The organism is Vibrio frigidus (assembly GCF_042465995.1).
Classification (GTDB): Bacteria; Pseudomonadota; Gammaproteobacteria; order Enterobacterales; family Vibrionaceae; genus Vibrio.
On the sequence record NZ_JBCDMC010000024.1, the window covers coordinates 1 to 25,068 of the forward strand.

A 25,068-nucleotide genomic window follows, 5' to 3' on the forward strand; every position below is an offset into this window, starting at 1 on the left:
TTAGGTCACTCAGTTCATTGAAACCGTTGTTGATTTCGTGCCCTAAGGCAGAGAATCATCTTCGATTGTCATCAACGAGTGCCCACACAGATTGATATAGGTTTAAATTGTTAAAGAGCGTTACTTCAATAGTAAGTAAATCATTACTTTTAAGCCTTTCGACTTTCCCGTTGAAGTGGGCGGTCATTTTAGCGAGATAACTCTTCGTGTCAAACACTTTTTTAGAATTACTTCTCTAAGACCAAATTTTATTCCTGTAGGCTAATCCCTTTTTAAACAAGGTCTCGCCGTTAGGAGTTGCGCATTATAGGGAGATTTTTATGTGACGCAAGCCCTTTTCTCAAAAAATTTCAATTTTTCTTTTTGATTGTTCTTTTTACCATCAAAAGTAAAAAAGGAGGTCGATAAAACTTCCTTTTACTTACATTTATATAACAAACTAGATAAATGAATAGGCATCAGAGAACATTCGTTCTCTATTGGCATTTTTTTCTAAGCTAAATTGTTCTCTGGCTGCGCCTGCCATTTCAAATCGACCTGCTACATAGATATCAAAATCGGCTAAACTGTCAAAATCGGCTAAAACAGCAGCCAATACATTACCAATTTTTCCATTCCATATATTAGGTGCACTTTCTAGAACAGGTATAAAATGAATATTGCTGAACTTTTCAGATAACGTTTTCATTTCATCAAAGGCATAAAGTTGTCCGTCCGACCTTGCTCCCCAGTAAAGATATATCGGATTTTTAATATTCTGGCTTACACAATGGTCGAGTATAGAACGTACATAGCTGAAACCTGTTCCACCCGCTATAAGCAATATAGGACGACTCCCTTCCTTAAGCCAAGCATCTCCGTGCGGCGCATCAATATCAATGTCGCTACCTTTGTCAAACGCGACTTTCATTTTGTCGATAACTTCTGTCGCGTAAGCGTTCTCTTCGGCTGCACCTATATGAAGTTCAAGCTCTCCTTCATTCCGACAAGGGCTACTAGCAATAGAAAATGGGCGCTTATCTTTCTCTCCCATCACCACCATTAAATATTGACCCGCTTTAAATTCGACAGGCGTTTCTGGATGGAGCAATATTTTATAAGTATTGCTCGCTAAGGGTTGAATGGACTTTACTTTACAACGAATAGTCATATTTCCTCTTACTCTTCAAAGGTAAGTTTAAGATTAGTTTCTGCAAATGCCTGACAAGGAAAGATCCATCCCTTTTGTATTTCTTTTTCAGTCAATACGGGGTCTAAATGATAAGAAACTTCACCTTCCACTTTCCGGCACATACACATCGCGCATACACCAACCTGACAACGATGTGGGAAGCTTATATTATTATTGAGCGCGGCTTCTAGTATCGTCTGTCCTGCTGATACATCAAATTCCTTTCCACTAGGAAGTAGAGTGATTCTATGGCTCATAAAATACCAAGGTCATCCCAAATAGAATCTATTTTCTCTACTACTTTTGGATCTTTTTTGATGGGTCTACCCCACTCTCTTTGAGTTTCGCCTTCCCACTTATTGGTTGCATCTAGCCCCATTTTTGATCCTAAACCAACGGTGGGAGATGCGAAATCAAGCGAATCTATCGGTGTATTATCAATCATCACAGTATCACGTACTGGATCCATCCTAGTCGTGATAGCCCAAATCACATCATTCCAATCTCGAGCATTCACATCATCATCACAAACAACGATAAATTTGGTATACATGAACTGCCTCAAGAAAGACCACACTCCCATCATGACTCTCTTCGCATGCCCGGGGTATTGCTTCTTCATTGTCACTACAGCCATCCGATAAGAACATCCTTCCGGTGGTAGATAAAAGTCTACAATTTCAGGAAACTGTTTTTGAAGTATAGGAACAAATACTTCATTTAGCGCAACGCCGAGAACCGCGGGCTCATCTGGTGGTCTCCCAGTATAAGTACTGTGATAAATGGGATTATTTCTCATGGTGATATGCGTAATCGTGAACACGCGATGTTGTTCTACTTCATTATAGTATCCGGTATGATCGCCATATGGGCCTTCAGCCGCAAATTCACTTGGATCGATGTAGCCTTCCAATACAATCTCAGCACTTGCCGGCACCTCTAATTCATTACTTATAGACTTAACGACTTCTGTTTTACTGCCTCGCAGTAAGCCAGCAAAGGCGTATTCAGAAAGCGTATCGGGCACCGGAGTCACTGCACCTAAAATAGTTGCGGGATCAGCACCAAATGCAACGGAAACCGGGAATCGATCTCCAGGATTACTTTGCATCCAATCTTGCAGGTCAAGAGCGCCGCCTCTATGTGCTAACCAACGCATGATAACTTTGTTTTTAGACAGCTTTTGTTGACGGTAAATACCCAAATTTTGACGTTTTTGATTCGGTCCCTTGGTGACAGTCAGTCCCCATGTTAACAATGGCGCCACATCTTCAGCCCAACAACTCATTACGGGTAACTTGTCTAAATCAACGTCATCACCTTGCCAAATAACCTCTTGGCATGGCGCTTTTCTGAGCCTTTTGGTCGGCATATTTAAAACTTGTTTGAATACAGGTATCTTGTCAATTGCGTCTTTAAAGCCCTTTGGTGGCTCAGGTTCTTTCAGATAAGCCAATAACTTTCCAACCTCTCTGAGCTCAGAAACTTCCTTTCGCCCCATTCCCAGCGCGACGCGCTCAGCCGTACCAAAAAGATTGGTTAATACTGGCATGTCATACCCTACTGGATTTTCAAAGAGTAAAGCAGGACCACCAGCTCGCAAAGTGCGATCGCTAATCTCCGTCATCTCATAATGTGGGTCTATTGGGTGAGTAATGCGCTTAAGCTGACCCTTTTCTTCTAAAAGGGTAATAAAGTCACGTAAATCCTTAATACTCATAGGGCTCATTCGATTATTGGAATTGTTGCCATTTTATAACAAAAAAATAACGAAACCGACTTTTTAACGTGGAATTATTCGAAATATAATAAACAGAAGAGATTCTTGATTTTTTAGTGCTTTCCTAAAAACAAAAACGCCACTCGTATAAATACGCGTGGCGCTTCTTAGTAGCTCTATTCTTAAAAGCTAATAGTTCTAAAACGTGACGTTATTGTCTACGCATCGCATCGAAGAACTCGTTATTTGTTTTGGTCATTGCCAATTTGTCGATTAAGAATTCCATCGCATCAGATTCACTCATTGGATGAACAATCTTGCGTAGAATCCACATCTTCTGAAGTTCATCTGACTTCGTTAGCAATTCTTCACGACGCGTACCGGAACGGTTAAAGTCGATAGCTGGGAATACACGTTTTTCTGCAATCTTACGATTAAGGTGCAGCTCCATGTTACCAGTACCTTTAAACTCTTCGTAGATGACTTCATCCATTTTAGAGCCTGTATCAACCAATGCAGTAGCGATAATCGTTAAACTACCACCTTCTTCAACGTTACGTGCAGCACCGAAGAAACGCTTAGGACGATGTAGTGCATTCGCATCAACACCACCCGTCAAAACTTTACCTGATGATGGAACAACGGTGTTGTATGCACGAGCAAGACGCGTAATAGAATCAAGCAAAATGACCACGTCTTTTTTATGTTCTACCAGACGTTTTGCTTTTTCGATTACCATATCAGCAACTTGTACATGTCGAGACGCAGGTTCATCGAAAGTTGACGCAATAACTTCACCTTTTACAAGGCGTTGCATTTCTGTCACTTCTTCAGGGCGTTCATCGATAAGTAAAACCATCAATATACACTCAGGGTGATTGTGAGCAATACTTTGCGCAATGTTTTGTAGCAACATTGTTTTACCCGCTTTTGGCGGAGCAACGATCAAACCTCGTTGGCCTTTACCGATAGGTGAAGCCAAGTCTAAAACACGTGCGGTAATGTCTTCTGTCGAACCATTACCACGTTCCATCGTCATGCGTTCATTTGCATGCAAAGGAGTCAAGTTCTCAAAGAGAATCTTGTTACGCGCGTTGTCCGGTTTATCGTGGTTAACAGTGTTAACTTTTAGCAAAGCAAAGTAACGTTCGCCATCTTTAGGTGGTCGAATTTTACCCGCGATAGAGTCGCCAGTACGCAAGTTAAAACGGCGTATTTGGCTTGGTGATACATAAATATCATCTGGACCCGCAAGATAAGAACTATCTGCACTACGTAAAAACCCAAAACCGTCTTGAAGGATTTCTAATGCACCATCTCCAAAAATGTCTTCACCGCTTTTCGCGTGGGCTTTGAGAGTAGAGAAAATAATGTCTTGTTTACGTAGACGAGCAAGGTTTTCCAGACCGAGGCTTTCACCAAGCTTGACAAGCTCAGGTATAGGCCTGTTCTTCAATTCAGTCAGATTCATAGTAGTGGATGCTTTAGCTTTTGTTGTCAAAATAGGATCTGTTTGTTTAGTTATGATTTTTTCGGTCTAAGGAGCGACCAAGAAATGAACATTTGTTTATTTATCGTGCGACAAACTAGCACTAAATGAAAGACTAGTCTAGTTTTACAAAAAACAAAACCGCGCAAATGTTAAAGTGCACGGTTTCTCGCTCTATATCAAAACTAAACTACAGGTTTGTGTCTAAAAACTCTTTTAATTGAGATTTAGAAAGTGCACCAACTTTCGTTGCTGCTACACTACCATCTTTAAAAAGAAGTAACGTTGGAATACCACGAATACCAAATTTTGGTGGTGTACCAGCATTTTGGTCGATATTTAGTTTGCCGATAGTGAGTTTGCCTTCGTATTCATCTGCGATCTCATCTAGAATAGGTGCAATCATTTTACAAGGTCCACACCATTCAGCCCAAAAATCAACTAATACAGGCCCTGCAGCTTTGATTACATCGTTTTCAAAACTTTCATCTGATAGCTGCAAAAATTTATCACTCATCTTCCACTCCAATGTGTTTATATGCTACTGGTTGGATGATAACCAGGAAATAGATTCCCTATTGGAATGTATTTGCTTCCGTATTGCAACCCTTAACTGATATTCTATAACTTATGAAAAACACTCATATCACAGAGCACAAATTCGCCGACTTCGGTTTACTGCCGCAAGTCATTGAAGGTTTAGATAAAAAAGGGTTCGAATATTGTACCCCTATCCAAGCTTTGGCGTTGCCGGTACTGCTCACCGGCCAAGATATTGCAGGCCAGGCCCAAACGGGTACTGGTAAAACGTTAGCGTTTCTTACTGCTGCTTTCAACCACTTACTAACCACTCCGGAGCAAGAAGGGCGGAAACCAAACCAACCTCGCGCAATTATTATGGCGCCGACTCGTGAGCTAGCGATTCAGATCTACAACGATGCTGAGTCTCTAGTTGAATCGACAGGGCTAAAAGCTGGACTTGCTTATGGTGGCGAAAGTTACGATAAACAAGTATCAAAATTAGAACAGGGTGTAGACATCCTCATTGGTACAACAGGCCGAATTATCGACTTTTATAAACAAAAAGTTTTTAATTTGAACCACATCCAGGTGGTTGTACTGGATGAAGCTGATAGAATGTTCGACTTAGGTTTTATTAAAGATATCCGCTTTCTTTTCCGCCGCATGCCGGAACCGACTGATCGCTTGAACATGCTTTTTTCAGCCACACTTTCTTATCGTGTACAGGAACTCGCCTTTGAGCACATGCATAACCCAGAGCATGTTGTTGTAGAACCTGGACAAAAAACCGGATATCTCATCCAAGAAGAGCTTTTCTATCCGTCAAACGAGCATAAAATGTCCCTTCTTCAATCGATAATTGAAGAAGAATGGCCAGACCGTGCAATTATATTTGCTAATACCAAATATAAATGTGATTCAATCTGGGGCCATTTAGCTGCAGACAATCATCGTGTTGGTCTTTTGACTGGTGATGTACCTCAAAAGAAAAGAGAACGAATCCTAGAGCAATTTACTCAAGGTGAAGTCGATATTTTGGTTGCGACGGATGTTGCTGCTCGTGGATTACATATCCCACAAGTAACGCATGTATTTAACTACGACTTACCTGACGACTGCGAAGATTACGTCCATCGAATTGGCCGTACAGGTCGCGCTGGAGAAAGTGGCAATTCAATCAGCTTTGCTTGTGAAGAGTACGCAATTAACTTGACCGCAATTGAAGAATTCATTGAACACACAATACCTGTATCAGATTATGACCCGAGCGCTTTACTCGATGATCTTCCACAGGCACTTCGTACCCGTACAAGACCTAGCAACAACCGTAGACCGACAGGTGGCCCACGTAACGGTAATCGCAGCAACAATAAGCGAAGTAACTACCGACCACGTCAACCTCGTAGTTAAGGAATAGATAAAGTAAATATGGATCAAGCAATCTCATCGCCGCTCTATGCGGCCATTGACCTAGGCTCGAACAGCTTCCACATGCTCGTTGTACGGCATATTGATGGAAGTGTTCAAACAATGGCAAAGATTAAGCGGAAAGTCCGCTTGGCTGCTGGACTCAATGAGAATAACGCTCTCAGCCCTGAAGCGATGCAACGAGGCTGGGACTGTCTAAGATTGTTTGCTGAAAGATTACAAGATATCCCAGAAGAGAATATCCGCATTGTTGGTACAGCAACACTAAGAACGGCCACTAATGTGGATATTTTTCTAAAACACGCAAATCATATTCTTGGATATGACATAAATGTCATATCTGGTAAAGAAGAAGCTGGAACAATATATAAAGGTGTCGCTCATACATCTGGTGGTTTAGGTAGAAGGCTTGTTGTCGACATTGGCGGTGCAAGTACTGAACTCATCATAGGAGAAGGCTTCAATGCCAAAGCATTAACCAGTGTAAAAATGGGGTGCGTCACTTGGTTAGAAAAACACTTTAAAGATCGTCAGCTCAATACACTCAATTTTGACGCTGCAATTGAGGCGGCAAAAACAACTCTACATCCAATTCTTAAACAATATAACGATATTGGTTGGGATGTATGCGTAGGCGCCAGTGGAACCGTTCAAGCTCTACAAGAGATAATGCTTGCGCAAGGCATGGACGAAGTGATCACTCACTCCAAACTTAAGCGATTGCAGAAACAGGCTATGCAAGCCGATCATTTAGAAGAACTAGAAATAGACGGTTTGACGTTAGAAAGGGCGTTGGTATTTCCAAGTGGACTATCCATATTAATCGCCATTTTTGAACTCCTAAAGATCGACACCATGACATTGGCAGGCGGTGCTCTGCGCGAGGGAATGGTCTATGGAATGATGATTGAAATGCAACAGGATGATATTCGCTCTCGAACCATTAGCAGCGTTCAGTCTCGTTATCAAATAGATGAACTCTATGGAGAGCAAGTGTTCAACGTATCACTTTCTCTACTTCAGCAGTGCGGTGCGAGTACTTGGGTACCTGAATCCCAAGCATCAATATTACTTGAAGCTGCAGCCAAGCTTCACGAAATAGGACTCGCTATTGATTTTAAAAAGGGTGGTCAGCACAGCGCCTACCTTTTGCAAAACCTCGATCTACCGGGCTTCACCCGTGCACAAAAATACTATATTAGCGAATTAACTCGTCGCTATAGAGATCCGCTTTCTTCATTGCCGGAGCAGCATGCTATTTCTGAACTCAGTGGTAAGAGATTGCTCCGTCTACTAAGAATTGCGATTATCTTAACGCATCGAAGAAGCTCTGAATTAGAGCCACAATATCGTATTGAAGCGGATCAAAATTCGCTAGTTATGTCGATTCAAAAATCATGGTTAGAACAAAACCCACTGACAACAGCTGAACTTGAAATAGAGTCTAACCGTCAATCCGATATAGGATGGCCGTTGATAATAAATGCTGAATAATCGAAAGTTAGAGATAGGTTATTTTAGGTAGGTACATTAAAAAAGCGAATTTCAATATGAAATTCGCTTTTTTATTTCTAAGCATTTACACCAGTTACTTTCAAGTCAGGGTTCATCGCAGTCATTTTCTTAACTAAGTAATTGAGAAACATACCGTACATAGGTACGAATAATCCCAAGCTGATAATTAACTTAAAACCATAATCAACCAAGGCGATTTCTTTCCAATGTTGAGCCATAAACGCATCTGGGCTTTGATAAAAAGCAATGGCAAAGAAAGCTAATGTATCGAGAGCATTACCAATCAAGGTTGAACACATTGGTGCTATCCACCACTGTTTCAACTGACGCAGGCGATTAAATACATGAACATCGAGAATTTGGCCCAATAGGTAAGCCATGAAACTTGCTACAGCAATACGTGCAACAAATAGATTAAACTCCGTTAACGGTCCAAAACCTTGAAATTGTCCTTCAAAGAAAACCACAGACAATAAATATGAGACGATTAGAGCCGGTAACATGACTAAGAATATTATTTTTCTGGCCAACTTGGCACCAAAAACACGTACCGTAAGGTCCGTTGCTAGAAAAATAAACGGGAAGGTAAATGCCCCCCAAGTGGTATGCATACCAAAAATAGTAAATGGCAGTTGAACCAAGTAATTGCTAGACGCAATAATCACCAAGTGAAACAGAACAAGTATAGAGAGTGCTTTACGCATTTGCGCAGGGGTGAAATTATTCATTTTGTACCTTTTTAGTTTTGCTTGGGGTTGAGGGAACCCAAGTAGACAACATGTCTTCTTTAAAGCAGTTAAAAATGCTCTTACGAGCGGGCGACGATTATACATCAATCAAATGAAGCTTCAAGAGCCTAAAAGAATAGCAAACGTTTAAGTCTAAAAATTTATTCATACCGGATGTTTGATTACTCTATGATGGATTCCTTGATAATAATGAATTGGTCAGATAGTGATAAACATCTTTAAAACTAAAACCCTTGTGAAAACAGACTCGCTAAATAAGCGACCTCTTCCCGGCTTTCTTCTTTGTACAATGCCTCGAGCCACACAGATTCAGAGTAATGCTCTGCCCTTAAAAAAAAGAGGCAACCTTCAAAATCAACCAACCAAGAATGGAGATCCGCATCAAGTTGCTTCTCTTTAATATCAGCCGATAATAAACAGACTAGCTCTTCACCTACTTTGGGGAAAGAATCAACATCAAAAGGTGGCGCAGTTAAGACTAACTTACCTTCCGCCTCTATATGTTCAATTAACCCCCAACGCTTGTTAATCGCCATGGGTAACGTGCTCCTGTATAGCATCTAAAAACTTGTCAGCGTACTTCTCTAGTTTCACCTGCCCTACACCATTCACCGCAAGCATTTCACCATATGAAGTCGGTAAAACTTCAGCCATATCAATCAATGTCGCATCACTAAATACGACATAAGGAGGTAAGCCAACTTCATCCGCGATAGACTTACGCAGCTTACGTAACTTGGAAAACAATTTTTTGTCATAATTACGATTCGCGAGCTTGTTCGATTTCGCCGCCCTAACCGTTGTGTCTAATCTTGGGACAGCGAGTTCAATTACCATATCTCCTTTTAAGAGTGGTCTCGCCTCTTCTGTTAGTTGCAATGTCGAATTACGGGTAATGTTCTGACATAGCATTCCTTTATGAATAAGCTGACGCATAATACTAATCCAGTAATCGTGACTATGTTCACGCCCTATACCGTAAGTAGAGAGTTTATCGTGACCGTTTTCTCTAACACGTATATTTTGCATTCCTCGCAAAACTTCCACTACATAACCCATACCAAAACCTTGATTAACACGGTACACACAAGATAGTGCTTTTCGTGCGGCTTCTGTTGCATCAAAATGTTTTGGCGGATCCAAGCATATATCGCAGTTTCCACAGGGTTCATGCCGATATTCACCAAAATAGTTAAGCAATACTTGTCGACGACAAGTTTGCGCTTCAGCAAATGCACTCATGGCGTTGAGTTTATGTGTTTCTACTCTTTTTTGATCACCTTCTGGCTTTTCGTCCAATATTTTTCGTAACCAACCCATATCTGCCGGATCAAATAGCATCATAGCTTCCGCAGGAAGACCGTCACGACCTGCTCGCCCTGTCTCTTGATAATAAGATTCGATATTTCTTGGAATATCAAAATGAACAACAAACCGAACATTGGGTTTATTTATCCCCATACCAAAAGCAACGGTAGCGACCACAATTTGAACATCATCTCTTTGGAAAGCATCTTGAACATAGGCTCGTTCATCAGAATCCATGCCGGCATGATAGCCTGCAGCACGAATGTGGTTATTGCACAATTTTTCAGTCAGCATTTCTACTTTCTTTCGACTACCACAATAAATAATTCCACATTGACCTTTTTGAGTTGCCAAAAAACGAACCACTTGTGAAACTGGTTTGTGTTTCTCTACAAGATTGTAACGAATATTGGGACGGTCAAAACTTCCTAGATAGATCAACGCCTGGTTAAGATGCAGTCTAGAAACAATATCTTTTCTTGTTGCATCATCTGCTGTCGCGGTTAAAGCCATAAACGGAACGTTAGGAAATTGCATCCTTAATTGACCTAAGGCAGCGTATTCCGGCCTGAAATCATGCCCCCATTGTGATATACAATGTGCTTCATCAACTGCAATCATTGAAACTTGCACCCACGACAATCGTTCGGTGAAATCTTGGCTTAACGCTCGTTCAGGAGAAACATATAACAGTTTCAGTTTCCCGTTGTTCATTCTAGCGAAAACTGTGCTCAATTCTTCCCTTGTCATTGAAGAGTTCAGGCATCCAGCGGCAACACCATTTGCTTTTAACTGATCGACTTGATCTTTCATCAGCGAGATAAGTGGCGAGATAACTATTGTCAGCCCTTCTTTAACCAATGCAGGTATTTGATAACAAAGCGATTTACCACCACCCGTTGGCATAATCACTAAACTATCTTGGTCATTTAGAACGGCAGTAATAACTTCCTCTTGGCCGTCACGATAATTCTGATAACCAAATACATCATTAAGTATCGACTTTGCATCAGGTTTATCAGCATCGATTTGCTGTGCTAAAAGCTTGGAAGTCATTAGTATCCTAATAGATAAAGTACGGAGCGGTCATTTAAGAAATGGGGTTCTTAATATAGCGAGACATTGTAGTTGGGTTTAGCAGGGAATAACACATCAAATTATTAGGTGAATATGTGATATCGCTTTTATACTTGATCCCTTACTCCAAATAACTAATAAGTTTAAAAAGCATGACATCCGAACAACAGGCTAGATCAAAACAAGGCGTATTACTGGCGATTGCCGCATACACCATGTGGGGCATAGCGCCTATCTATTTTAAGGCCATCATTGAAGTTGCACCATTAGAGATACTTAGCCACAGAATTATATGGTCATTTGTCTTTCTTGCTTTTCTTTTGCACCTAGGTAAACGATGGAAAATCGTCGCAAAAGTTCTGACCCACAAGAAAAGTATGCTTTTTTTAACTATTACTTCACTGCTTGTTGCGACAAATTGGTTAATTTTTATCTGGGCGGTGAATTCTGAACATATGATTGATGCGAGTCTGGGCTACTACATTAATCCGCTCTTTAATGTATTACTTGGCATGTTTTTTCTAGGGGAAAGACTCCGAAAACTTCAATGGTTTGCAGTGCTACTTGCCTTTATAGGCGTTGCTATTCAAATATTCGCGTTTGGTCGAGTGCCTGTCATCGCTCTCGCTTTAGCGACGAGTTTTAGTTGTTATGGGTTACTCCGAAAAAAAATCAATCTAGATGCCCAGACTGGGTTATTTATTGAAACGATGATTATTCTGCCCGCAGCGCTTATTTACCTCGCCTTTATTGCCGATAGCCCAACCTCAAGCTTGCTCGATAATGATTTGAATCTAAATGTACTACTTCTTACTGCGGGCATTGTCACTACCTTACCTCTGCTCTGCTTTAACGGCGCGGCAACTCGTATCATGTTATCTACATTAGGGTTTTTCCAATATATAGGCCCCAGTTTAATGTTTTTGCTTGCCGTGTTTATATATAACGAACCTTTCTCAGCAGACAAGGCGATAACTTTTGCCTTTATTTGGGGTGCATTGTTCGTCTTTAGTTTAGATGGCTTAAAGTTCGCTAATCAAAATAGAAAGAAACGAAAAGCGTAAAAATGTACAAAACATGACTTTTTACTCAGTGTTACATCTAAGAGATTAGATTATTTATTTGTGAGAGATCTCTTACAAAGGCGTAAGCCATTCCGTGTTTTTCTATTGAGTAATAGACTCTTACTTTGCATTAATCCTTTAAAATCAACGCTTAATAACAATAGGCATTACTGTTCCCAATTAGGAAGATTTTTACCCCTCTTGTTGATAGGCAGATAATTGCTATTATTTGTCTTGTCGGAAGGATACTGACACGGAACAGGAAAGCACCAAGGATTAGGTGGTCTTCAGGATGAAGAATTGATTATTCAGGATGAGTAATCTGCAAGGAAAGCGATTGGACATTGAATGGACGCAATAGTAACTAGGATGGTTGCTACTAGGGAAAGACAATGGACACCTCTGGAAGAGGCAAGGATTGAACATCAGGATGATGTAAAGGACACCGCTCAAGGATCAAGTGACGAACGCTGACGAGGATTGTTAGCAGATCAGGATGAGATCAAGGACACCGCTAGGAAGGCGATGAAAAGGAATACGCTGAAGGATTACAGCACACTATCATGGATTTGATGCATGGAGCATATTTAGTAGCTGGATTGCTGCAAGTAAGACTATGACCCCGATACTTTTGTATCGGGGTTTTTCTTTTCTACATTTTTTCTAATTTTGCGTATTGCGTAACCAGCCATTTTATCCCTTCGCCATTAAAGGCAACCTGAACTCGGCTTTGTGGACCACTGCCTTCGAAGTTTATAATTGTTCCTTCGCCAAATTTGGAGTGAGTGACTCTTTGACCTAAACTAAATCCAGTTTCATTGAAATTCTCTTTCACTATTGTTTGGCTAAAACGTCCGCTTGTGGCGGGTCTGCTAACCTGGGCTTTCATGCGAACTTCTTCTATGCAGCTTTCTGGTAATTCTTTTATAAATCGAGAAGGTTTATGGTATTTATCTTGGCCGTATAAACGACGCATTTCTGCGTAGGTAATGAAGAGTTTCTCTTTCGCACGAGTCATACCAACATAACAAAGCCGTCTTTCTTCTTCTAACCGACCCGCTTCTTCTGCTGACATCTGGCTTGGGAACATACCTTCTTCGACCCCAACCATAAATACCATTGGAAATTCTAAACCCTTAGCGCTATGTAAAGTCATCAATTGGACTGCATCATCAAACTCACCGGCTTGCCCTTCACCCGCCTCTAATGCCGCATGTGATAGAAATGCAGACAACATTGTCATATCATCCGCTTCTTCGGGTTTTTCGAACTGTCTCGTTGCGGTGACGAGTTCTTCTAAGTTCTCAATACGGGCTTTGGACTTTTCTCCCTTCTCCTGCTCGTACATTGCAAACAAACCTGAAGATTTAATTACATGATCGGCCTGTTGATGAAGAGAAAACTCAGCCGTATCATCTTCAAGAGCATCAATCAATTCGATAAATCGACTTAAGGCGCCTGCTGCTCTGCCAGCAAGAACCCTTTCGTTAAGCAATGCCACACTTGCTTCCCACATCGTAGCGCCACGCTCACGAGCAGCTAAGCGTATTGTCTCTAACGTTTTGTCCCCCATCCCACGGGTTGGAGTATTGACTACCCGCTCAAACGCTGCATCATCTCGTCGATTTGCAGTCAAACGCAAGTAACTCAATGCGTCCCTAATTTCTTGGCGTTCGAAGAATCGCATACCACCATATATTCGATAAGGTAATTTGGCCTGGATGAGTGCTTCCTCTAAAACTCGAGATTGGGCGTTATTCCTATATAACATTGCAGAATCGACAAGCAAACCGCCTTTCTCTTGCCACTCTTTTATTTTACTCACAGTAAAACGAGCTTCATCCAACTCATTGTAGGCAGAGTAAACAGAAATCTGTTCGCCGTCTTCCCCATCAGTCCAAAGCTCTTTACCCATCCGTTCCGTATTATTTTCGATTAGCTCATTGGCAGCTTTCAATATCGTTTTAGTCGAACGGTAATTTTGCTCAAGACGAATCGTCGCGACACTAGGGAACTCTTCGGTAAATTTGTGGATGTTTTCTATTTTTGCACCGCGCCAGCCATAGATAGATTGATCATCATCCCCAACTATCATCACATGGCTTGTTTTGCCTGCCATCAATCGAAGCCAAGCGTATTGGATATTGTTAGTATCTTGAAACTCATCAACGAGAATATGTGAGAAACGAGCTTGGTAGTGTTCTCTGATAAACTTCTTATCACGGAGTAATTCTGTCACACGTAACAAAATTTCTGCAAAATCGACCAAACCAGCTCTATCACATGCCTCTTGATATGCAGAATAAACCTGAAGCCAAGTTTGTGTGATCGGATCTTGATAGGCATCTATATGCTTAGGTCTCAAACCTTCATCTTTCTTGCCATTTATCCACCAAGCAGCTTGTTTTGCTGGCCACTGCTTTTCATCTAGGTTCTGCGCTTTTATTAACCGACGAAGTAAACGCTGTTGATCATCAGAATCGAGGATCTGAAAATCCTGCGGTAAGTCAGCATCTAAATAATGAGCTCTGAGTATCCGATGACAAATGCCATGAAAGGTACCATTCCACATCCCAGAGGCACTGCCCTTCATCAATTCCTCAATCCGTCCTCGCATTTCTGCCGCGGCTTTGTTCGTAAATGTAACGGACATAACTGAAAATGGAGATGCATTTTCTACCGTCATTAACCAAGCAATTCGATGGACCAAAACTCTTGTTTTACCACTACCTGCTCCGGCTAATACCAGCATATTTTCTAGCGGTGCGCCAACCGCTTCTCTCTGCTTATCGTTAAGACCATCAAGTAGTAATGAAGCATCCATCGTTTATTCCTAAATACAGTTACTGGTTATTTATACATAAGTTAACGATTATACATTAAACATCTTATTTAGCGCCGTTTAGTCCAAATAATTTTTTAAAATTTTATATCTTTATTTTCAAGCAGTTAAAATAGAAATGAGAATTAATTGTAAGTAGTTGAAATTTTTCGTCAAAAGAACAGCTCCTATTCAATAAGCAAGTTAATGAATGGCTCAACAATAACAATATTAACTCTGCCTTACTAAACTATGGAATAAGTTCAAAGGAAATTATTATGAAAAAGTCTAATCTAGCCGTTACAGCAATCGTTACCAGCCTTCTAGCAATTGGTGCAACAACGTTGACCACTACTCATGCCGTTGCTGCAGAGAAAGAGAAATGCTTTGGGGTAGCTAAGGCAGGAAAAAATGATTGCGCAACGAAAAACAGCTCTTGTGCAGGTACTTCAAAAGAAGACGCTCAGAAAGATGCATTCATCATGGTACCAGCTGGCCTTTGTGATCGTTTGACGGGTGGCAGTACTTCATCTAGTTAATCTTTTCTCTAGAGCAATCTGATGATCTTTCCTGATTTAATTGATTGTTCTAGGTAAAAGAAAGCCAAAGGGCTCTATTATGCTATCTGATTTACATCACCAAGTTGGAGTTGGTCTTAGAACGCCACACATCGACTTTTTTAAAGAAAGTACGCCAGAACTAAGTTGGTTAGAAATTCATAGCGAAAATTATTTTGCTAGCCGCTCTCAACATAGGAATGATCTTCACGTATTACGTGAACATTACGATATTAGTTGTCATGGTATTGGCCTTTCTCTTGGATCTGTCGCACCTGTAAACGAAAGCCACATGGCAAAACTTAAAGCTTTGATTGACGATATCGATCCTATCTTTGTTTCCGATCATCTAAGCTGGAGTGAGAATGGAGGACATTATTTCAATGATCTACTTCCATTGCCTTACACTGAAGAAGCACTTCGTGTTTTTTGTCGAAATGTCTTAACAGTTCAAGATTATCTAAAACAGCCAATATTGGTCGAGAACCCTTCCAGTTATTTAAGCTTTAACCATTCAACAATTGATGAGTGGGTATTTTTGTCTGAGGTACAGAAACGCACTGACTGCCAGCTTTTACTTGATTTCAATAATATACACGTATCTTCATTTAACCACGGTTTTTCTAGCGAGACGTACCTCGCTGGTATCGACGCAAATACAGTAAAAGAAATCCATTTGGCCGGATTTACGAAGAATGTCACTGAGAAAGGCGAAATCTGGATAGATACACACAGCCAACCTGTGAGTGATGAAGTTTGGGCACTTTTCTCTAACTGGATAGCGAAGCATGGTCCAAGGCATACTCTTATAGAGTGGGACTTGGATATACCCGAACCGAGCATATTGTTAGGTCAGGCCGAAATTGCTAGCCGCCATCTGCATTCTTTAGGGAATCAGATACGGAAGGTATCATGACGTTATCGTTATCAGAGCTTCAATTGAACTTTTCAAAAGCACTTCACTATAAAGCGAACGGCGATGATTGCGATGTTTGCAGTAATCACTTCTCCTCTGACGACCGCATACAGATATATCGAAATAATTTCATTATCAGTCTTAATGAAGTTCTATGTTCGACCTATCCGATCGTTTTAAGCCTAGTAGGACAGGAATGCTTCGATGGTCTTGCTCGAAAGCATATCCTCTCCTGCCCTTTGCAAGAGGGAAATGTTGCTGGTTATGGTGTGGATTTTTCAGAAACCATAAAATCTGTAGAGCAAGTTATTGCCGCCGTGCCTTATTTGGCGGATATAGCAACCTTGGAATGGGCGATCGATGACAGTAACCAAACGTATAACCAACCGGCTCCAACACCAAACCTTTATGCCTTCGATAAACTCCAAACATTCAACGCTGAACAGCAAGCCGATATATGTCTGTTTTTAAATCCAGCACTTAGCCTAATTAAATCAAATTACGCTGTCTTTTCCATCCGCAACGCGATTAAAAATAATGATTTTGTCAATTTGGAAATAAACCAACCAGAAAGTGGCATTGTATTAGTTTTAAGCAAAGACGAATTATTCGTTGTAACGCTTAATAATGATGAAATATCACTTCTTGAGCAAGTAGACGCCAAGACGCCACTTGGTAAAATCAATCCGGAGTTAGTCGTACACCTACAAAAATTAATATCTTTAAACTTATTTATCGGCTTTCAGGTACATATATAATCAGGGGATAATATGTCAGTTTTAATTCAAAGATTATTTACACAGTATCAATCCGCATCCGAACAATTTCAGCAGATTTTTATTCCTTTTCTTTTACTTTTTTGTCGGCTGTGGGTTGCGTGGGTCTTTTTAAACTCAGGGCTTACGAAAATAGCCACATGGGATAGCACGCTCTATTTATTTGAATACGAGTATGTCGTTCCATTCTTGCCGTGGGAACTTGCTGCATATTTGGGGACAGCCGCAGAATTGGCATTACCAATATTCATCGCATTAGGGGTATTAACTAGACCGATGGCGGTGGCGTTGTTCGGGTTTAACATCATAGCGGTGGCCTCATACCCATTACTTTGGGAGAAAGGATTTTATGACCACCAGTTATGGGGCTTGATGATATTAATAAATATTGTTTGGGGTGCAGGCGCATTCTCAATAGATTATTTAGTTAAATCTAAAGTCTTTAATATCAGATCAGAAAATAGCTACTTGAATTAGAATAAATAGGCTCTTATCTAAAATGGAAGCCTATTTATCTAGGAATTTTTGTAACTCTTCTGCGGAAATTCCTTGCTCGGCTAGTTCCTTAGCCATAAGTTCAACTTGCTCACCTTTTCGCGATTCGATTACTCTTTGAAATTGATAAACGATATCTCGCAGTATATAAAGTGGCACTTGTTTAGCTGCGCTTCGAATTCGTTCTTCACTTTGATTACCTAACTCGTTGAGCAATTTGCCAAACATTATTTTTTCTGGCGATTCTTCTAGTTGCTCTAATATGCGAGCCATTTCATAAGTCGTTAATGACATTAGATGTATATATTTCCAACGGTTAATAGTAGGTATGCACGGTGTGACTCTGAATATACACTGTATTCTTTGCTTGGAAAACAAACATTCTACTAATTGTTGGAATTATATTAATGACAAGGTTGATGCCACAATCTTCCACGCTTACTAAATAAGATAATTAAAGCCGGTGCAATGAAAAACATCTGTAATGCGATCCCATTCTGAGCATCTAGGCCCAGTCTTTGTACCGTTCCTACAACAATACCTGCTCCACTCATTTGAAACAATCCAACCAGTGCTGCAGCTGTGCCCGCTCTATCACCAAATGGAGCCAGAGCTTTTCCTGCTGAGATCCCTAATACGAGTGCGAAACCGACAGATGATAGGAAAATTGGCAACATAAATGCCCAAGGGTATTGATGGCTTGGCAATAGCAGCATTAATGTGCCACCAAGAAGCATTGTCACGATACCAATAATTAGCGCACTATGTGTTCCTTTACTGTCCATTAGCCTAGGGGCCAGAAAGGCAGCGAAAATATTGACCACTGCATTTACACCAAACCAAAATGTGAACGCGTTCATACTCAGCCCCATTTGTTCCATCAGTACAATTGGTGCTGACGTAACATAGGCGAGGATTACCCCCATAGAAAGCATGCAAAGTGACGCATGAAACAAGAAATTTGTATTTGAAACTACACTTAAATATCGTTCTAACTTAAATACCTTTTGATTTTCCTGAATAGGATTCGTCTCTTTCATTCCAAGTAATATAAGACTACCCACTACAAGAGCAAATATTGCCATAAAAGAGAAGTTACTACGCCAACCAAATTGCTGAGTAATATAACTGCCTAGTATCGGAGCAAGTGCGGGAATGAAACATATTGCACCATTAAGGTAGCTAATCATTCTGCCACTTCTTTCAGCACCAAACATATCCCTAACCGTCGCAAAAGCCGCAACAGCTGTCGCGCATGCTCCAAAACCTTGTAGTAATCTAGCAATAAGTAAGAGTTCAATACTACTCGCTAACCAAGCTAAGTAAGCACTCACGCCGTATATCATAATTCCAGTCAACGCAATTTTCTTACGACCATATTTATCAGCTAAAGGGCCAGCAAATAGTTGTCCAATACCCATAGAGAATAAAAACCAGGTCACCGTGTCCTGCGCCAACGCATGTTCCACGTGGAACGTTTCAGAGATTAGAGGTAGAGCCGGTAGATAAATGTCGATAGCTAACGGGCTAAACAGAACCAACATGACTAATAATGCCATTTGAAACTTATCTGTTGTTTGATTATTCATTGTTCTCACTTGCCATATCATGTTGTGGACTCGCATAATATAGAGCTACTGATATGAACTCAAATGGCTTATAATCATTACAACTATTCCTCTTTGGAATTTCATGATGAACCTAGAGAACCTGTCTCGGATAGATCTAAACCTTCTAGTTTGCCTTAAAGTTCTATTTGAGGAGCTTAACGTCACAAGGGCAGCAAACCGTTTGTATGTTAGTCAATCGGCGGTAAGTAAGTCGCTTGCAAAATTACGCATTCAATTTGAAGATCCTCTGTTCGTGCGTACATCACATGGTCTAAAACCAACACCAAGAGCACTTAATTTACACCCAAAATTAGACCGTTTAATACATCAATTAGAACTGATTAACCAACCAGATATTTTTGCCCCCGATTCTTCTCGGATTAAATTCAATATTGCTTTAGTTGAAAGCGCTTATCCGCTCATACTTCCACACTTTTTACCTGCGCTTTTCAGTAATGCCCCCCACATCAGCATAAGTTCCCATAACTGGACGGATGAAACATTTCAAAATATTCGTAATGGTGAATTGGATATTGGAATAACTGGTAGAGATATAGACATGACTCACGCCGCGTTAACGATGCCTACGCCGAAATATATCTCTGAAACTGAAATATACCGCGATAGACAAATGTGCGTCATTCGAAAAAATCATCCTATATTGGATGAGGAATGGACGCTCGATCGCTACCTCGCGCTTAGGCATATTCAGGTACGTTGTGATGGGAGTGATCGATGGTTATTGGACTACAAGCTGGCCGAACAAGGGTGCGAACGTGATATTGCTATCACTGTCCCAGACTTTAATAGTGCTTCTGCACTTTGTACTTATAGTGACTTTATATTTACTGCGCCAAGCTATTTCACTAAACTCGTAGCGAATCATTATGACTTAACCTTAGTTCCTCTTCCTTTGGACTTTCCTCCTATGGCATACACACTTTTTTGGAGCACTGAAAGAGAGAATGACCCAGCATTGAGCTGGTTAAAAACCCTTATCATAGAGAAAACTCAACATCTAAGATAAGGGCACAAGATGTTTCAACTATAGCGTTCTGGTAACAGTTCGATTCTCAAACGTTCGACATCTATACATCAAAAGGAATGTTAATGAACACTACAATATCGCAAAGGATAGAATCCTTACGTACGTGGCTTACCAACCATAATTATGACGCAATTATCATTCCTCATGAGGATGAGTTCCTAGGGGAGTATATTCCCGCGCATAATGAGCGATTGCATTGGGCGACAGGATTTACTGGATCTGCTGGCGCAGCAATTATCACTAGAGACAACGCGGCCATATTTGTCGATGGTCGGTATACCGTACAGGTCAAAAACCAAGTACCTAATGACATATTTGAATATCATCATCTAACCGAAGCACCTTATTGGCAATGGCTAAATGCCCACAAAGACTCGATTAAGACTGTCGCTTATGACCCTAGAATGCACCCAGCCTCATGGCTTGAAAATATTGAAAATTTGTTAGATACCGATATGCGATTGATGGAAACATCGAACAACGCTGTCGACGATTGTTGGAATGACCGGCCGGACGCAAGCCTTACTAACATGCGTCTTATGGGTAAAGATATTGTGGGTTTAGACAGTTTGTCGAAACGTGAGTGTATAGCTGAAATCATATCTGGAAAAAATGCCGATGCGGCCGTCCTGACTCGATTGGATACTATCTGTTGGCTATTGAACATACGAGGTTTAGACGTGTCTCGGCTGCCAGTATTGTTGTCACACGCAATTATCTATTCTGATGCTAGTGTTGATTTCTTTATTGAGCAAGAGCGCGTTTCCTCTAACTTCGATACGCATGTAGGCGGTGGCGTTACCATTGTGCATCCAAAGCAACTCACTCGACACTTAGAGAATCTAAGTGGTAAAAATGTATTGTTTGACCCTACCTCTAGTAGCGCTTGGTTCAAGCTCCAGATGGATCACTTTTCTGTCAAAATGATCGATGATGCTGATCCTTGTTTAATGCTCAAAGCAGTTAAAAACTCGACCGAGATTACAGGGATGATTTCAAGCCATATCGTTGATGGGGTGGCAATGGTAAAATTCTTGAATTGGCTGGATGTCGAAGTTGAATCTGGGAGATTACATAATGAAGCATATTTGTCGGATCGATTACAAAACTTCAGAGAAGAACATGAGGAACTAGTCGACCTTAGTTTCGACACCATTTCGGCTGCTGGTTCTAATGCTGCTATGTGTCATTATAATCATAACGACCAAGAGATATCAGGGAGCCTAACACTCAACTCACTCTACTTAGTTGACTCCGGAGGTCAGTATCCTAACGGTACGACAGACATAACACGAACCGTAGCTATTGGTACTCCGACAGATGAGATGAAAACACTCTTTACCCTCGTGTTAAAAGGTCATATTGGGATCGCGACAGCCGTCTTCCCTCATGGCACAACAGGAAGCCAGATAGATGTATTGGCTAGGCAACATCTGTGGGCTAATGGTTTTGATTTTGACCACGGGACCGGTCACGGTGTCGGTCACTTCTTAAGTGTTCATGAAGGACCTCAGAGTATATCTAAGAGACCAAATACCGTCGCCTTGTTACCTGGGATGGTCGTTTCGAATGAACCCGGTTATTACCGAGCAAACAGTTTTGGTATACGTATCGAGAATTTAGAACTTATTATTTCAAAGGCCACGACTGGCGACTTTTCTGGACTTGGCTTTCAAGAATTAACGCTCTGCCCTATCGATCTAAGATGCATAGATGTTAATCTTTTAACTAAACCAGAATTACGATGGTTAAACGCCTATCATGAGAAAGTACGTACGATCTTATCACCACTCGTAAACCGCGAGATTGGTGTATGGTTAAACAACGCCACCTCGCCATTAAGTCATTAAGTCATTAAGTCATTCTTGATTTTAAGATAACATGCAGCGTTTACGCCGTATGTTTCATGTGAAACATATCAAGATAGCCTCATTAAGAATCACCTACGAACAACCTTCTATAGTAATGTTGTTCGTCAAAGCCTTAATAGAAATAGCAGCGATTGAGTACAAGCATACTCATTCCAACCATTTCTCGTTGCGACAATTCAGTACTCAGCTAGATACAAACGCTCCAAGCAGGATCTCTGACCATCTAAATATCAGATTGATATCTACCAATAATTACTTAACTAGAATCTCAATATTAACCCTCCAATAGGGCTATTATACCAATTAAAGTAAAAATATGATCTAATTGAGGCTACCTGAAACAAACTTATTATCACTATGGAAAACCTCAATAATATCGACTTCAAAAAGCTTGCTAGTCAGCAAAAATCTATGCAGATGAAAATGCGTTTTTTGGCCTTGGCACACTTCAAAGACGGCGCTTCTAGAACCCAAATTGCAAAATCTCTTAAAGTGAGTAGAACCAGCGTGAATAAATGGGTTCAAACCTTTCTAGAAGACGGTATCGATGGTTTCCAAGAAAAACCACGAACTGGAAGACCAGCATTTTTGACTCTGGCTCAACGTGAGCAACTCAGCCAATACATCAAAACAGAAGCTGAAAACTCATCAGGTGGTCGACTGACTGGCAGTGATATACACGCTTACATAATTAATAATTTCGATAAGCACTATCACCCAAACTCCATCTACTATCTGCTCGAGCATATGGGCTTTTCTTGGATAACGTCACGCTCAAAACACCCTAAACAATCGCCACAAGCTCAGGACGATTTTAAAAAAATTCAAAATTGAAGCGATCCTCAAGATCCCTGGCCACGTAGGGCTTGAGTACGTTGATGTTTGGTTTCAGGATGAAGCTAGATTCGGCCAGCAAAACACGACAACACGACTTTGGGCAGAACGAGGAACTCGGCCTCGAGTTGTGAAACAGCAGCAATTTGAATACGCCTATCTGTTTGGTTCCGTTTGTCCCGCAAGAGGTATAGGTGAGGCAATGGTCGTCCCTTGGGTCAATAAAGATATTATGATTGAACACTTGAAACAGATATCTGAAATGACCCAAAGTGGGCGTCATGCAGTGGTGATAATGGATGGTGCAGGATGGCATACCGAAGATATCGTTAACCAATTCGATAATGTCAGTATCATCAAACTTCCACCATATTCCCCGGAGTTGAATCCTATCGAGCAAGTTTGGAGTTGGCTACGACAACATTACCTCGCCAACCAAAGTTTTGAGCACTATGACGATATAGTTTCTCAAATATGCACCGCATGGAATGGCTTTTTAGAAAGCTCAAAGAGAGTCACGGAAATGTGTTCTAGAAGCTGGATAGACCTGACCAGTTAATTTTCCGGAATGGTATTATTGACGAATTATTATCGAAAATAGTTACCATATTGAAAAATTAACAGGTGGTTTTTGATTGGGTAGAAAGTTGGTTTACCGCTTAGTTTCGAAAAGTACATTCTCAGTTCATAGAATGGTAGAGTAACTATCGTCTTTGTTTCACGTGAAACATTAGAGAGTATTAAATAGGCCTTAGATGTTAGATCGCTATTTAGCAAGGGCAATACATAATAGATATTACCAAGACGTTTCAATAGCTATCAAATTAATGGACCACACAGATCATTATCTTGGTTTAGCAAATATTAAGCTTCAATTTCCATTATCACCTTAAACAAAAAAACCATCGACAGTAATGTCTATTCCCAGAATAATAACTCAATCTAGGTACGAGTCAGAAGCTGAAAACCTAACCATGCCGCTGAAATACTTAGAATTACATTAAGTAATATATTGAGTCCCATTTTAAAAAAAGCACCCTGCTGCAACAATAAGACGTTATCCATCGAAAAAGTAGAAAACGTTGTTAGCGCACCTAAAAAGCCAAGACCGATAACTTGTCTCCATGGAACCTGAGCCAATAACTCAGTTTCAAAAGCAGCAATGAGCAAACCCATAATGAAAGAGCCCACAACGTTAACGGTTAATGTTCCATACGGGAACCCCCTCCCCATCAACATAACGCAAAGCTCGGAGATCAAATATCGAGAGCACGCACCAAACGCTCCTCCTATTGCGATAAAACCTAAGATTGTAAACTGACTCATAATTAACCAAAGAAAAGAAGATTGACGATATTCTATAGATTTAGCTCTAAATTAACCAATAAAAATAATGCATAAGCAGTATAGTTATGCCAAATAATTCGTTAGATTTTAAATGTTACAGGTGTAACTTAAACTGTATATATATACATATCCAGGCAGGCTGGTTGATTTTCTTCTAAGGTTATCTAAGAATCACTATCTCTAATCCTTCATTCCCCCGAAGCGTTATCAAAATCTGTATTTTGAATCTAAGATCTAAGTTCATCTGATTTTATACCTCATGATTAAGAGATACGTTGATCAATTTCGGAACTCTTAAGCACTAGAATGCTTTCTACACAATAAAAAGCTAACCAACTGAGTAACCACTTCAGAGTGGTATTCTAAATCGCCCGGCAAGTCTGTGATCGTAATCGGCCGATTACTCAAGACTTCCCTGTACGCTCGACAATGCACCTCTTTGCCCACTGATCCCCGCTCCATGACAATTATATTGTGGATTAGGTCATTTTCCTGATTCATGCCAAACTTAAAATGCAAGAAGCCTCTGCATGTCTGCTGAGGCTTCTAAACTTTTTTTGTAAGAACTGGTGGAGTGGACGAGATTCGCTCTCTGTACACAATCACACGCGTCCCCCGGAGTGATACCAATTAAAGTAAAAATATGATCTAATTGAGGCTACCTGAAACAAACTTATTATCACTATGGAAAACCTCAATAATATCGACTTCAAAAAGCTTGCTAGTCAGCAAAAATCTATGCAGATGAAA

Annotated in this window: 22 protein-coding genes and 1 pseudogene; 11 read left to right on the forward strand and 12 right to left on the reverse strand. The window is 40.6% G+C overall.

The features are described from left to right. Window positions 1–439: 439 nt before the first annotated feature. The 5 genes and pseudogenes from fre to trxA form a co-directional block, all read right to left on the reverse strand. Complete coding sequence (gene fre, locus AACW90_RS22370) at window positions 440–1,150, reverse strand: NAD(P)H-flavin reductase (RefSeq protein WP_390239176.1); 711 nt, start codon at window positions 1,148–1,150, stop codon at window positions 440–442. 8 nt (window positions 1,151–1,158) lie between these two features. Then, window positions 1,159–1,428: a 2Fe-2S iron-sulfur cluster-binding protein gene (locus tag AACW90_RS22375; RefSeq protein ID WP_390239179.1), complete on the reverse strand. Its 270-nt coding sequence runs from the start codon at window positions 1,426–1,428 to the stop codon at window positions 1,159–1,161. Window positions 1,429–1,448: 20 nt separating this feature from the next. Beyond that, a pseudogene (ubiD, locus tag AACW90_RS22380) lies at window positions 1,449–2,891 on the reverse strand (4-hydroxy-3-polyprenylbenzoate decarboxylase); the annotation flags it as partial. 211 nt (window positions 2,892–3,102) lie between these two features. Then, window positions 3,103–4,362 (reverse strand): transcription termination factor Rho, encoded by a 1,260-nt coding sequence (gene rho, locus AACW90_RS22385; protein ID WP_195704683.1) that lies wholly within the window; start codon window positions 4,360–4,362, stop codon window positions 3,103–3,105. 208 nt (window positions 4,363–4,570) lie between these two features. Further along, window positions 4,571–4,897, reverse strand: a complete 327-nt coding sequence (gene trxA / locus AACW90_RS22390) for a thioredoxin TrxA (RefSeq protein ID WP_195704684.1) — start codon at window positions 4,895–4,897, stop codon at window positions 4,571–4,573. A 113-nt stretch (window positions 4,898–5,010) separates the two neighbouring features. On the opposite strand from trxA, the gene rhlB reads away from it, so the two are divergent. Both rhlB and gppA read left to right on the forward strand, forming a co-directional pair. Beyond that, window positions 5,011–6,312 carry an ATP-dependent RNA helicase RhlB gene (gene rhlB / locus AACW90_RS22395; protein WP_195704685.1) on the forward strand — a complete coding sequence of 434 codons (1,302 nt, stop codon included), beginning with the start codon at window positions 5,011–5,013 and terminating at the stop codon, window positions 6,310–6,312. An 18-nt stretch (window positions 6,313–6,330) separates the two neighbouring features. Continuing rightward, on the forward strand, window positions 6,331–7,824 hold the full coding sequence (gene gppA / locus AACW90_RS22400; protein WP_390239183.1) for a guanosine-5'-triphosphate,3'-diphosphate diphosphatase: 1,494 nt from the start codon (window positions 6,331–6,333) through the stop codon (window positions 7,822–7,824). 77 nt (window positions 7,825–7,901) lie between these two features. Here gppA and AACW90_RS22405 read toward each other — a convergent pair whose 3' ends face one another. The 3 genes from AACW90_RS22405 to recQ form a co-directional block, all read right to left on the reverse strand. Then, a complete protein-coding gene (locus AACW90_RS22405; protein ID WP_390239185.1) occupies window positions 7,902–8,573 on the reverse strand; it encodes a 7-cyano-7-deazaguanine/7-aminomethyl-7-deazaguanine transporter in 672 nt (223 codons plus the stop codon). A 245-nt stretch (window positions 8,574–8,818) separates the two neighbouring features. Beyond that, the gene (locus AACW90_RS22410) at window positions 8,819–9,124 is read right to left on the reverse strand and encodes a DUF3630 family protein (protein ID WP_390239220.1); all 306 of its coding nucleotides are present in this window, start codon (window positions 9,122–9,124) and stop codon (window positions 8,819–8,821) included. Beyond that, window positions 9,120–10,958 carry an ATP-dependent DNA helicase RecQ gene (gene recQ, locus AACW90_RS22415; protein WP_390239188.1) on the reverse strand — a complete coding sequence of 613 codons (1,839 nt, stop codon included), beginning with the start codon at window positions 10,956–10,958 and terminating at the stop codon, window positions 9,120–9,122. Before recQ ends, AACW90_RS22410 begins: the two co-directional genes overlap by 5 nt. A 173-nt stretch (window positions 10,959–11,131) precedes the next feature. Here recQ and rarD point away from each other — a divergent pair, with 173 nt between their 5' ends. Continuing rightward, a complete protein-coding gene (gene rarD, locus AACW90_RS22420; RefSeq protein WP_390239191.1) occupies window positions 11,132–12,043 on the forward strand; it encodes an EamA family transporter RarD in 912 nt (303 codons plus the stop codon). A 348-nt stretch (window positions 12,044–12,391) separates the two neighbouring features. After that, the gene (locus AACW90_RS22425) at window positions 12,392–12,517 is read left to right on the forward strand and encodes a hypothetical protein (RefSeq protein ID WP_390239194.1); all 126 of its coding nucleotides are present in this window, start codon (window positions 12,392–12,394) and stop codon (window positions 12,515–12,517) included. A 178-nt stretch (window positions 12,518–12,695) separates the two neighbouring features. Here the strand turns inward: AACW90_RS22425 and uvrD are convergent, their stop codons facing one another. Then, on the reverse strand, window positions 12,696–14,867 hold the full coding sequence (gene uvrD / locus AACW90_RS22430; RefSeq protein ID WP_390239197.1) for a DNA helicase II: 2,172 nt from the start codon (window positions 14,865–14,867) through the stop codon (window positions 12,696–12,698). Between the two features lie 275 nt (window positions 14,868–15,142). On the opposite strand from uvrD, the gene AACW90_RS22435 reads away from it, so the two are divergent. The 4 genes from AACW90_RS22435 (at window position 15,143) to AACW90_RS22450 (ending at window position 17,590) form a co-directional block, all read left to right on the forward strand. Beyond that, window positions 15,143–15,403 carry a BufA1 family periplasmic bufferin-type metallophore gene (locus AACW90_RS22435; RefSeq protein WP_390239199.1) on the forward strand — a complete coding sequence of 87 codons (261 nt, stop codon included), beginning with the start codon at window positions 15,143–15,145 and terminating at the stop codon, window positions 15,401–15,403. Window positions 15,404–15,482: 79 nt separating this feature from the next. Next, a complete protein-coding gene (gene bufB, locus AACW90_RS22440) occupies window positions 15,483–16,337 on the forward strand; it encodes an MNIO family bufferin maturase (protein ID WP_390239202.1) in 855 nt (284 codons plus the stop codon). Then, a complete protein-coding gene (locus AACW90_RS22445) occupies window positions 16,334–17,095 on the forward strand; it encodes an HvfC/BufC N-terminal domain-containing protein (protein WP_390239205.1) in 762 nt (253 codons plus the stop codon). Before bufB ends, AACW90_RS22445 begins: the two co-directional genes overlap by 4 nt. 12 nt (window positions 17,096–17,107) lie before the next feature. Then, the gene (locus AACW90_RS22450; protein ID WP_390239207.1) at window positions 17,108–17,590 is read left to right on the forward strand and encodes a DoxX family protein; all 483 of its coding nucleotides are present in this window, start codon (window positions 17,108–17,110) and stop codon (window positions 17,588–17,590) included. A gap of 30 nt (window positions 17,591–17,620) precedes the next feature. Here the strand turns inward: AACW90_RS22450 and tsrA are convergent, their stop codons facing one another. Both tsrA and AACW90_RS22460 read right to left on the reverse strand, forming a co-directional pair. Beyond that, window positions 17,621–17,902, reverse strand: a complete 282-nt coding sequence (gene tsrA, locus AACW90_RS22455) for an H-NS-like global regulator TsrA (protein WP_195704695.1) — start codon at window positions 17,900–17,902, stop codon at window positions 17,621–17,623. A 110-nt stretch (window positions 17,903–18,012) separates the two neighbouring features. Further along, a complete protein-coding gene (locus AACW90_RS22460) occupies window positions 18,013–19,197 on the reverse strand; it encodes a multidrug effflux MFS transporter (protein WP_390239211.1) in 1,185 nt (394 codons plus the stop codon). Between the two features lie 106 nt (window positions 19,198–19,303). Here AACW90_RS22460 and AACW90_RS22465 point away from each other — a divergent pair, with 106 nt between their 5' ends. The 3 genes from AACW90_RS22465 to AACW90_RS22475 all read left to right on the forward strand — a co-directional run bounded on the left by AACW90_RS22465 (window position 19,304) and on the right by AACW90_RS22475 (window position 23,530). Then, complete coding sequence (locus AACW90_RS22465) at window positions 19,304–20,245, forward strand: LysR substrate-binding domain-containing protein (protein ID WP_390239223.1); 942 nt, start codon at window positions 19,304–19,306, stop codon at window positions 20,243–20,245. Window positions 20,246–20,328: 83 nt separating this feature from the next. Further along, the gene (locus AACW90_RS22470) at window positions 20,329–22,116 is read left to right on the forward strand and encodes an aminopeptidase P family protein (RefSeq protein WP_390239214.1); all 1,788 of its coding nucleotides are present in this window, start codon (window positions 20,329–20,331) and stop codon (window positions 22,114–22,116) included. A 378-nt stretch (window positions 22,117–22,494) separates the two neighbouring features. Then, window positions 22,495–23,530, forward strand: a protein-coding gene (locus tag AACW90_RS22475) for an IS630 family transposase (protein WP_390239218.1) whose coding sequence is annotated in 2 segments (ribosomal slippage) — window positions 22,495–22,953 and window positions 22,955–23,530 — 1,035 coding nt in all. Because the reading frame shifts where the segments join, the coding sequence is not laid out codon by codon here. 383 nt (window positions 23,531–23,913) lie between these two features. Here AACW90_RS22475 and crcB read toward each other — a convergent pair. Continuing rightward, entirely contained in the window at window positions 23,914–24,297 is a 384-nt protein-coding gene (gene crcB / locus AACW90_RS22480) for a fluoride efflux transporter CrcB (RefSeq protein ID WP_195704699.1), read from the reverse strand. Window positions 24,298–25,068 lie beyond the last annotated feature (771 nt).

Excerpts from the sequence above, each read along its gene's own strand:
- fre (WP_390239176.1), bottom strand. The coding sequence starts at position 1,150 with ATGACTATTCGTTGTAAAGTAAAGTCCATTCAACCCTTAGCGAGCAAT.
- AACW90_RS22375 (WP_390239179.1), bottom strand. The coding sequence starts at position 1,428 with ATGAGCCATAGAATCACTCTACTTCCTAGTGGAAAGGAATTTGATGTA.
- rho (WP_195704683.1), bottom strand. The coding sequence starts at position 4,362 with ATGAATCTGACTGAATTGAAGAACAGGCCTATACCTGAGCTTGTCAAG.
- trxA (WP_195704684.1), bottom strand. The coding sequence starts at position 4,897 with ATGAGTGATAAATTTTTGCAGCTATCAGATGAAAGTTTTGAAAACGAT.
- rhlB (WP_195704685.1), top strand. The coding sequence starts at position 5,011 with ATGAAAAACACTCATATCACAGAGCACAAATTCGCCGACTTCGGTTTA.
- gppA (WP_390239183.1), top strand. The coding sequence starts at position 6,331 with ATGGATCAAGCAATCTCATCGCCGCTCTATGCGGCCATTGACCTAGGC.
- AACW90_RS22405 (WP_390239185.1), bottom strand. The coding sequence starts at position 8,573 with ATGAATAATTTCACCCCTGCGCAAATGCGTAAAGCACTCTCTATACTT.
- recQ (WP_390239188.1), bottom strand. The coding sequence starts at position 10,958 with ATGACTTCCAAGCTTTTAGCACAGCAAATCGATGCTGATAAACCTGAT.
- rarD (WP_390239191.1), top strand. The coding sequence starts at position 11,132 with ATGACATCCGAACAACAGGCTAGATCAAAACAAGGCGTATTACTGGCG.
- AACW90_RS22425 (WP_390239194.1), top strand. The coding sequence starts at position 12,392 with ATGGACGCAATAGTAACTAGGATGGTTGCTACTAGGGAAAGACAATGG.
- uvrD (WP_390239197.1), bottom strand. The coding sequence starts at position 14,867 with ATGGATGCTTCATTACTACTTGATGGTCTTAACGATAAGCAGAGAGAA.
- AACW90_RS22435 (WP_390239199.1), top strand. The coding sequence starts at position 15,143 with ATGAAAAAGTCTAATCTAGCCGTTACAGCAATCGTTACCAGCCTTCTA.
- bufB (WP_390239202.1), top strand. The coding sequence starts at position 15,483 with ATGCTATCTGATTTACATCACCAAGTTGGAGTTGGTCTTAGAACGCCA.
- AACW90_RS22445 (WP_390239205.1), top strand. The coding sequence starts at position 16,334 with ATGACGTTATCGTTATCAGAGCTTCAATTGAACTTTTCAAAAGCACTT.
- AACW90_RS22450 (WP_390239207.1), top strand. The coding sequence starts at position 17,108 with ATGTCAGTTTTAATTCAAAGATTATTTACACAGTATCAATCCGCATCC.
- tsrA (WP_195704695.1), bottom strand. The coding sequence starts at position 17,902 with ATGTCATTAACGACTTATGAAATGGCTCGCATATTAGAGCAACTAGAA.
- AACW90_RS22460 (WP_390239211.1), bottom strand. The coding sequence starts at position 19,197 with ATGAATAATCAAACAACAGATAAGTTTCAAATGGCATTATTAGTCATG.
- AACW90_RS22465 (WP_390239223.1), top strand. The coding sequence starts at position 19,304 with ATGAACCTAGAGAACCTGTCTCGGATAGATCTAAACCTTCTAGTTTGC.
- AACW90_RS22470 (WP_390239214.1), top strand. The coding sequence starts at position 20,329 with ATGAACACTACAATATCGCAAAGGATAGAATCCTTACGTACGTGGCTT.
- crcB (WP_195704699.1), bottom strand. The coding sequence starts at position 24,297 with ATGAGTCAGTTTACAATCTTAGGTTTTATCGCAATAGGAGGAGCGTTT.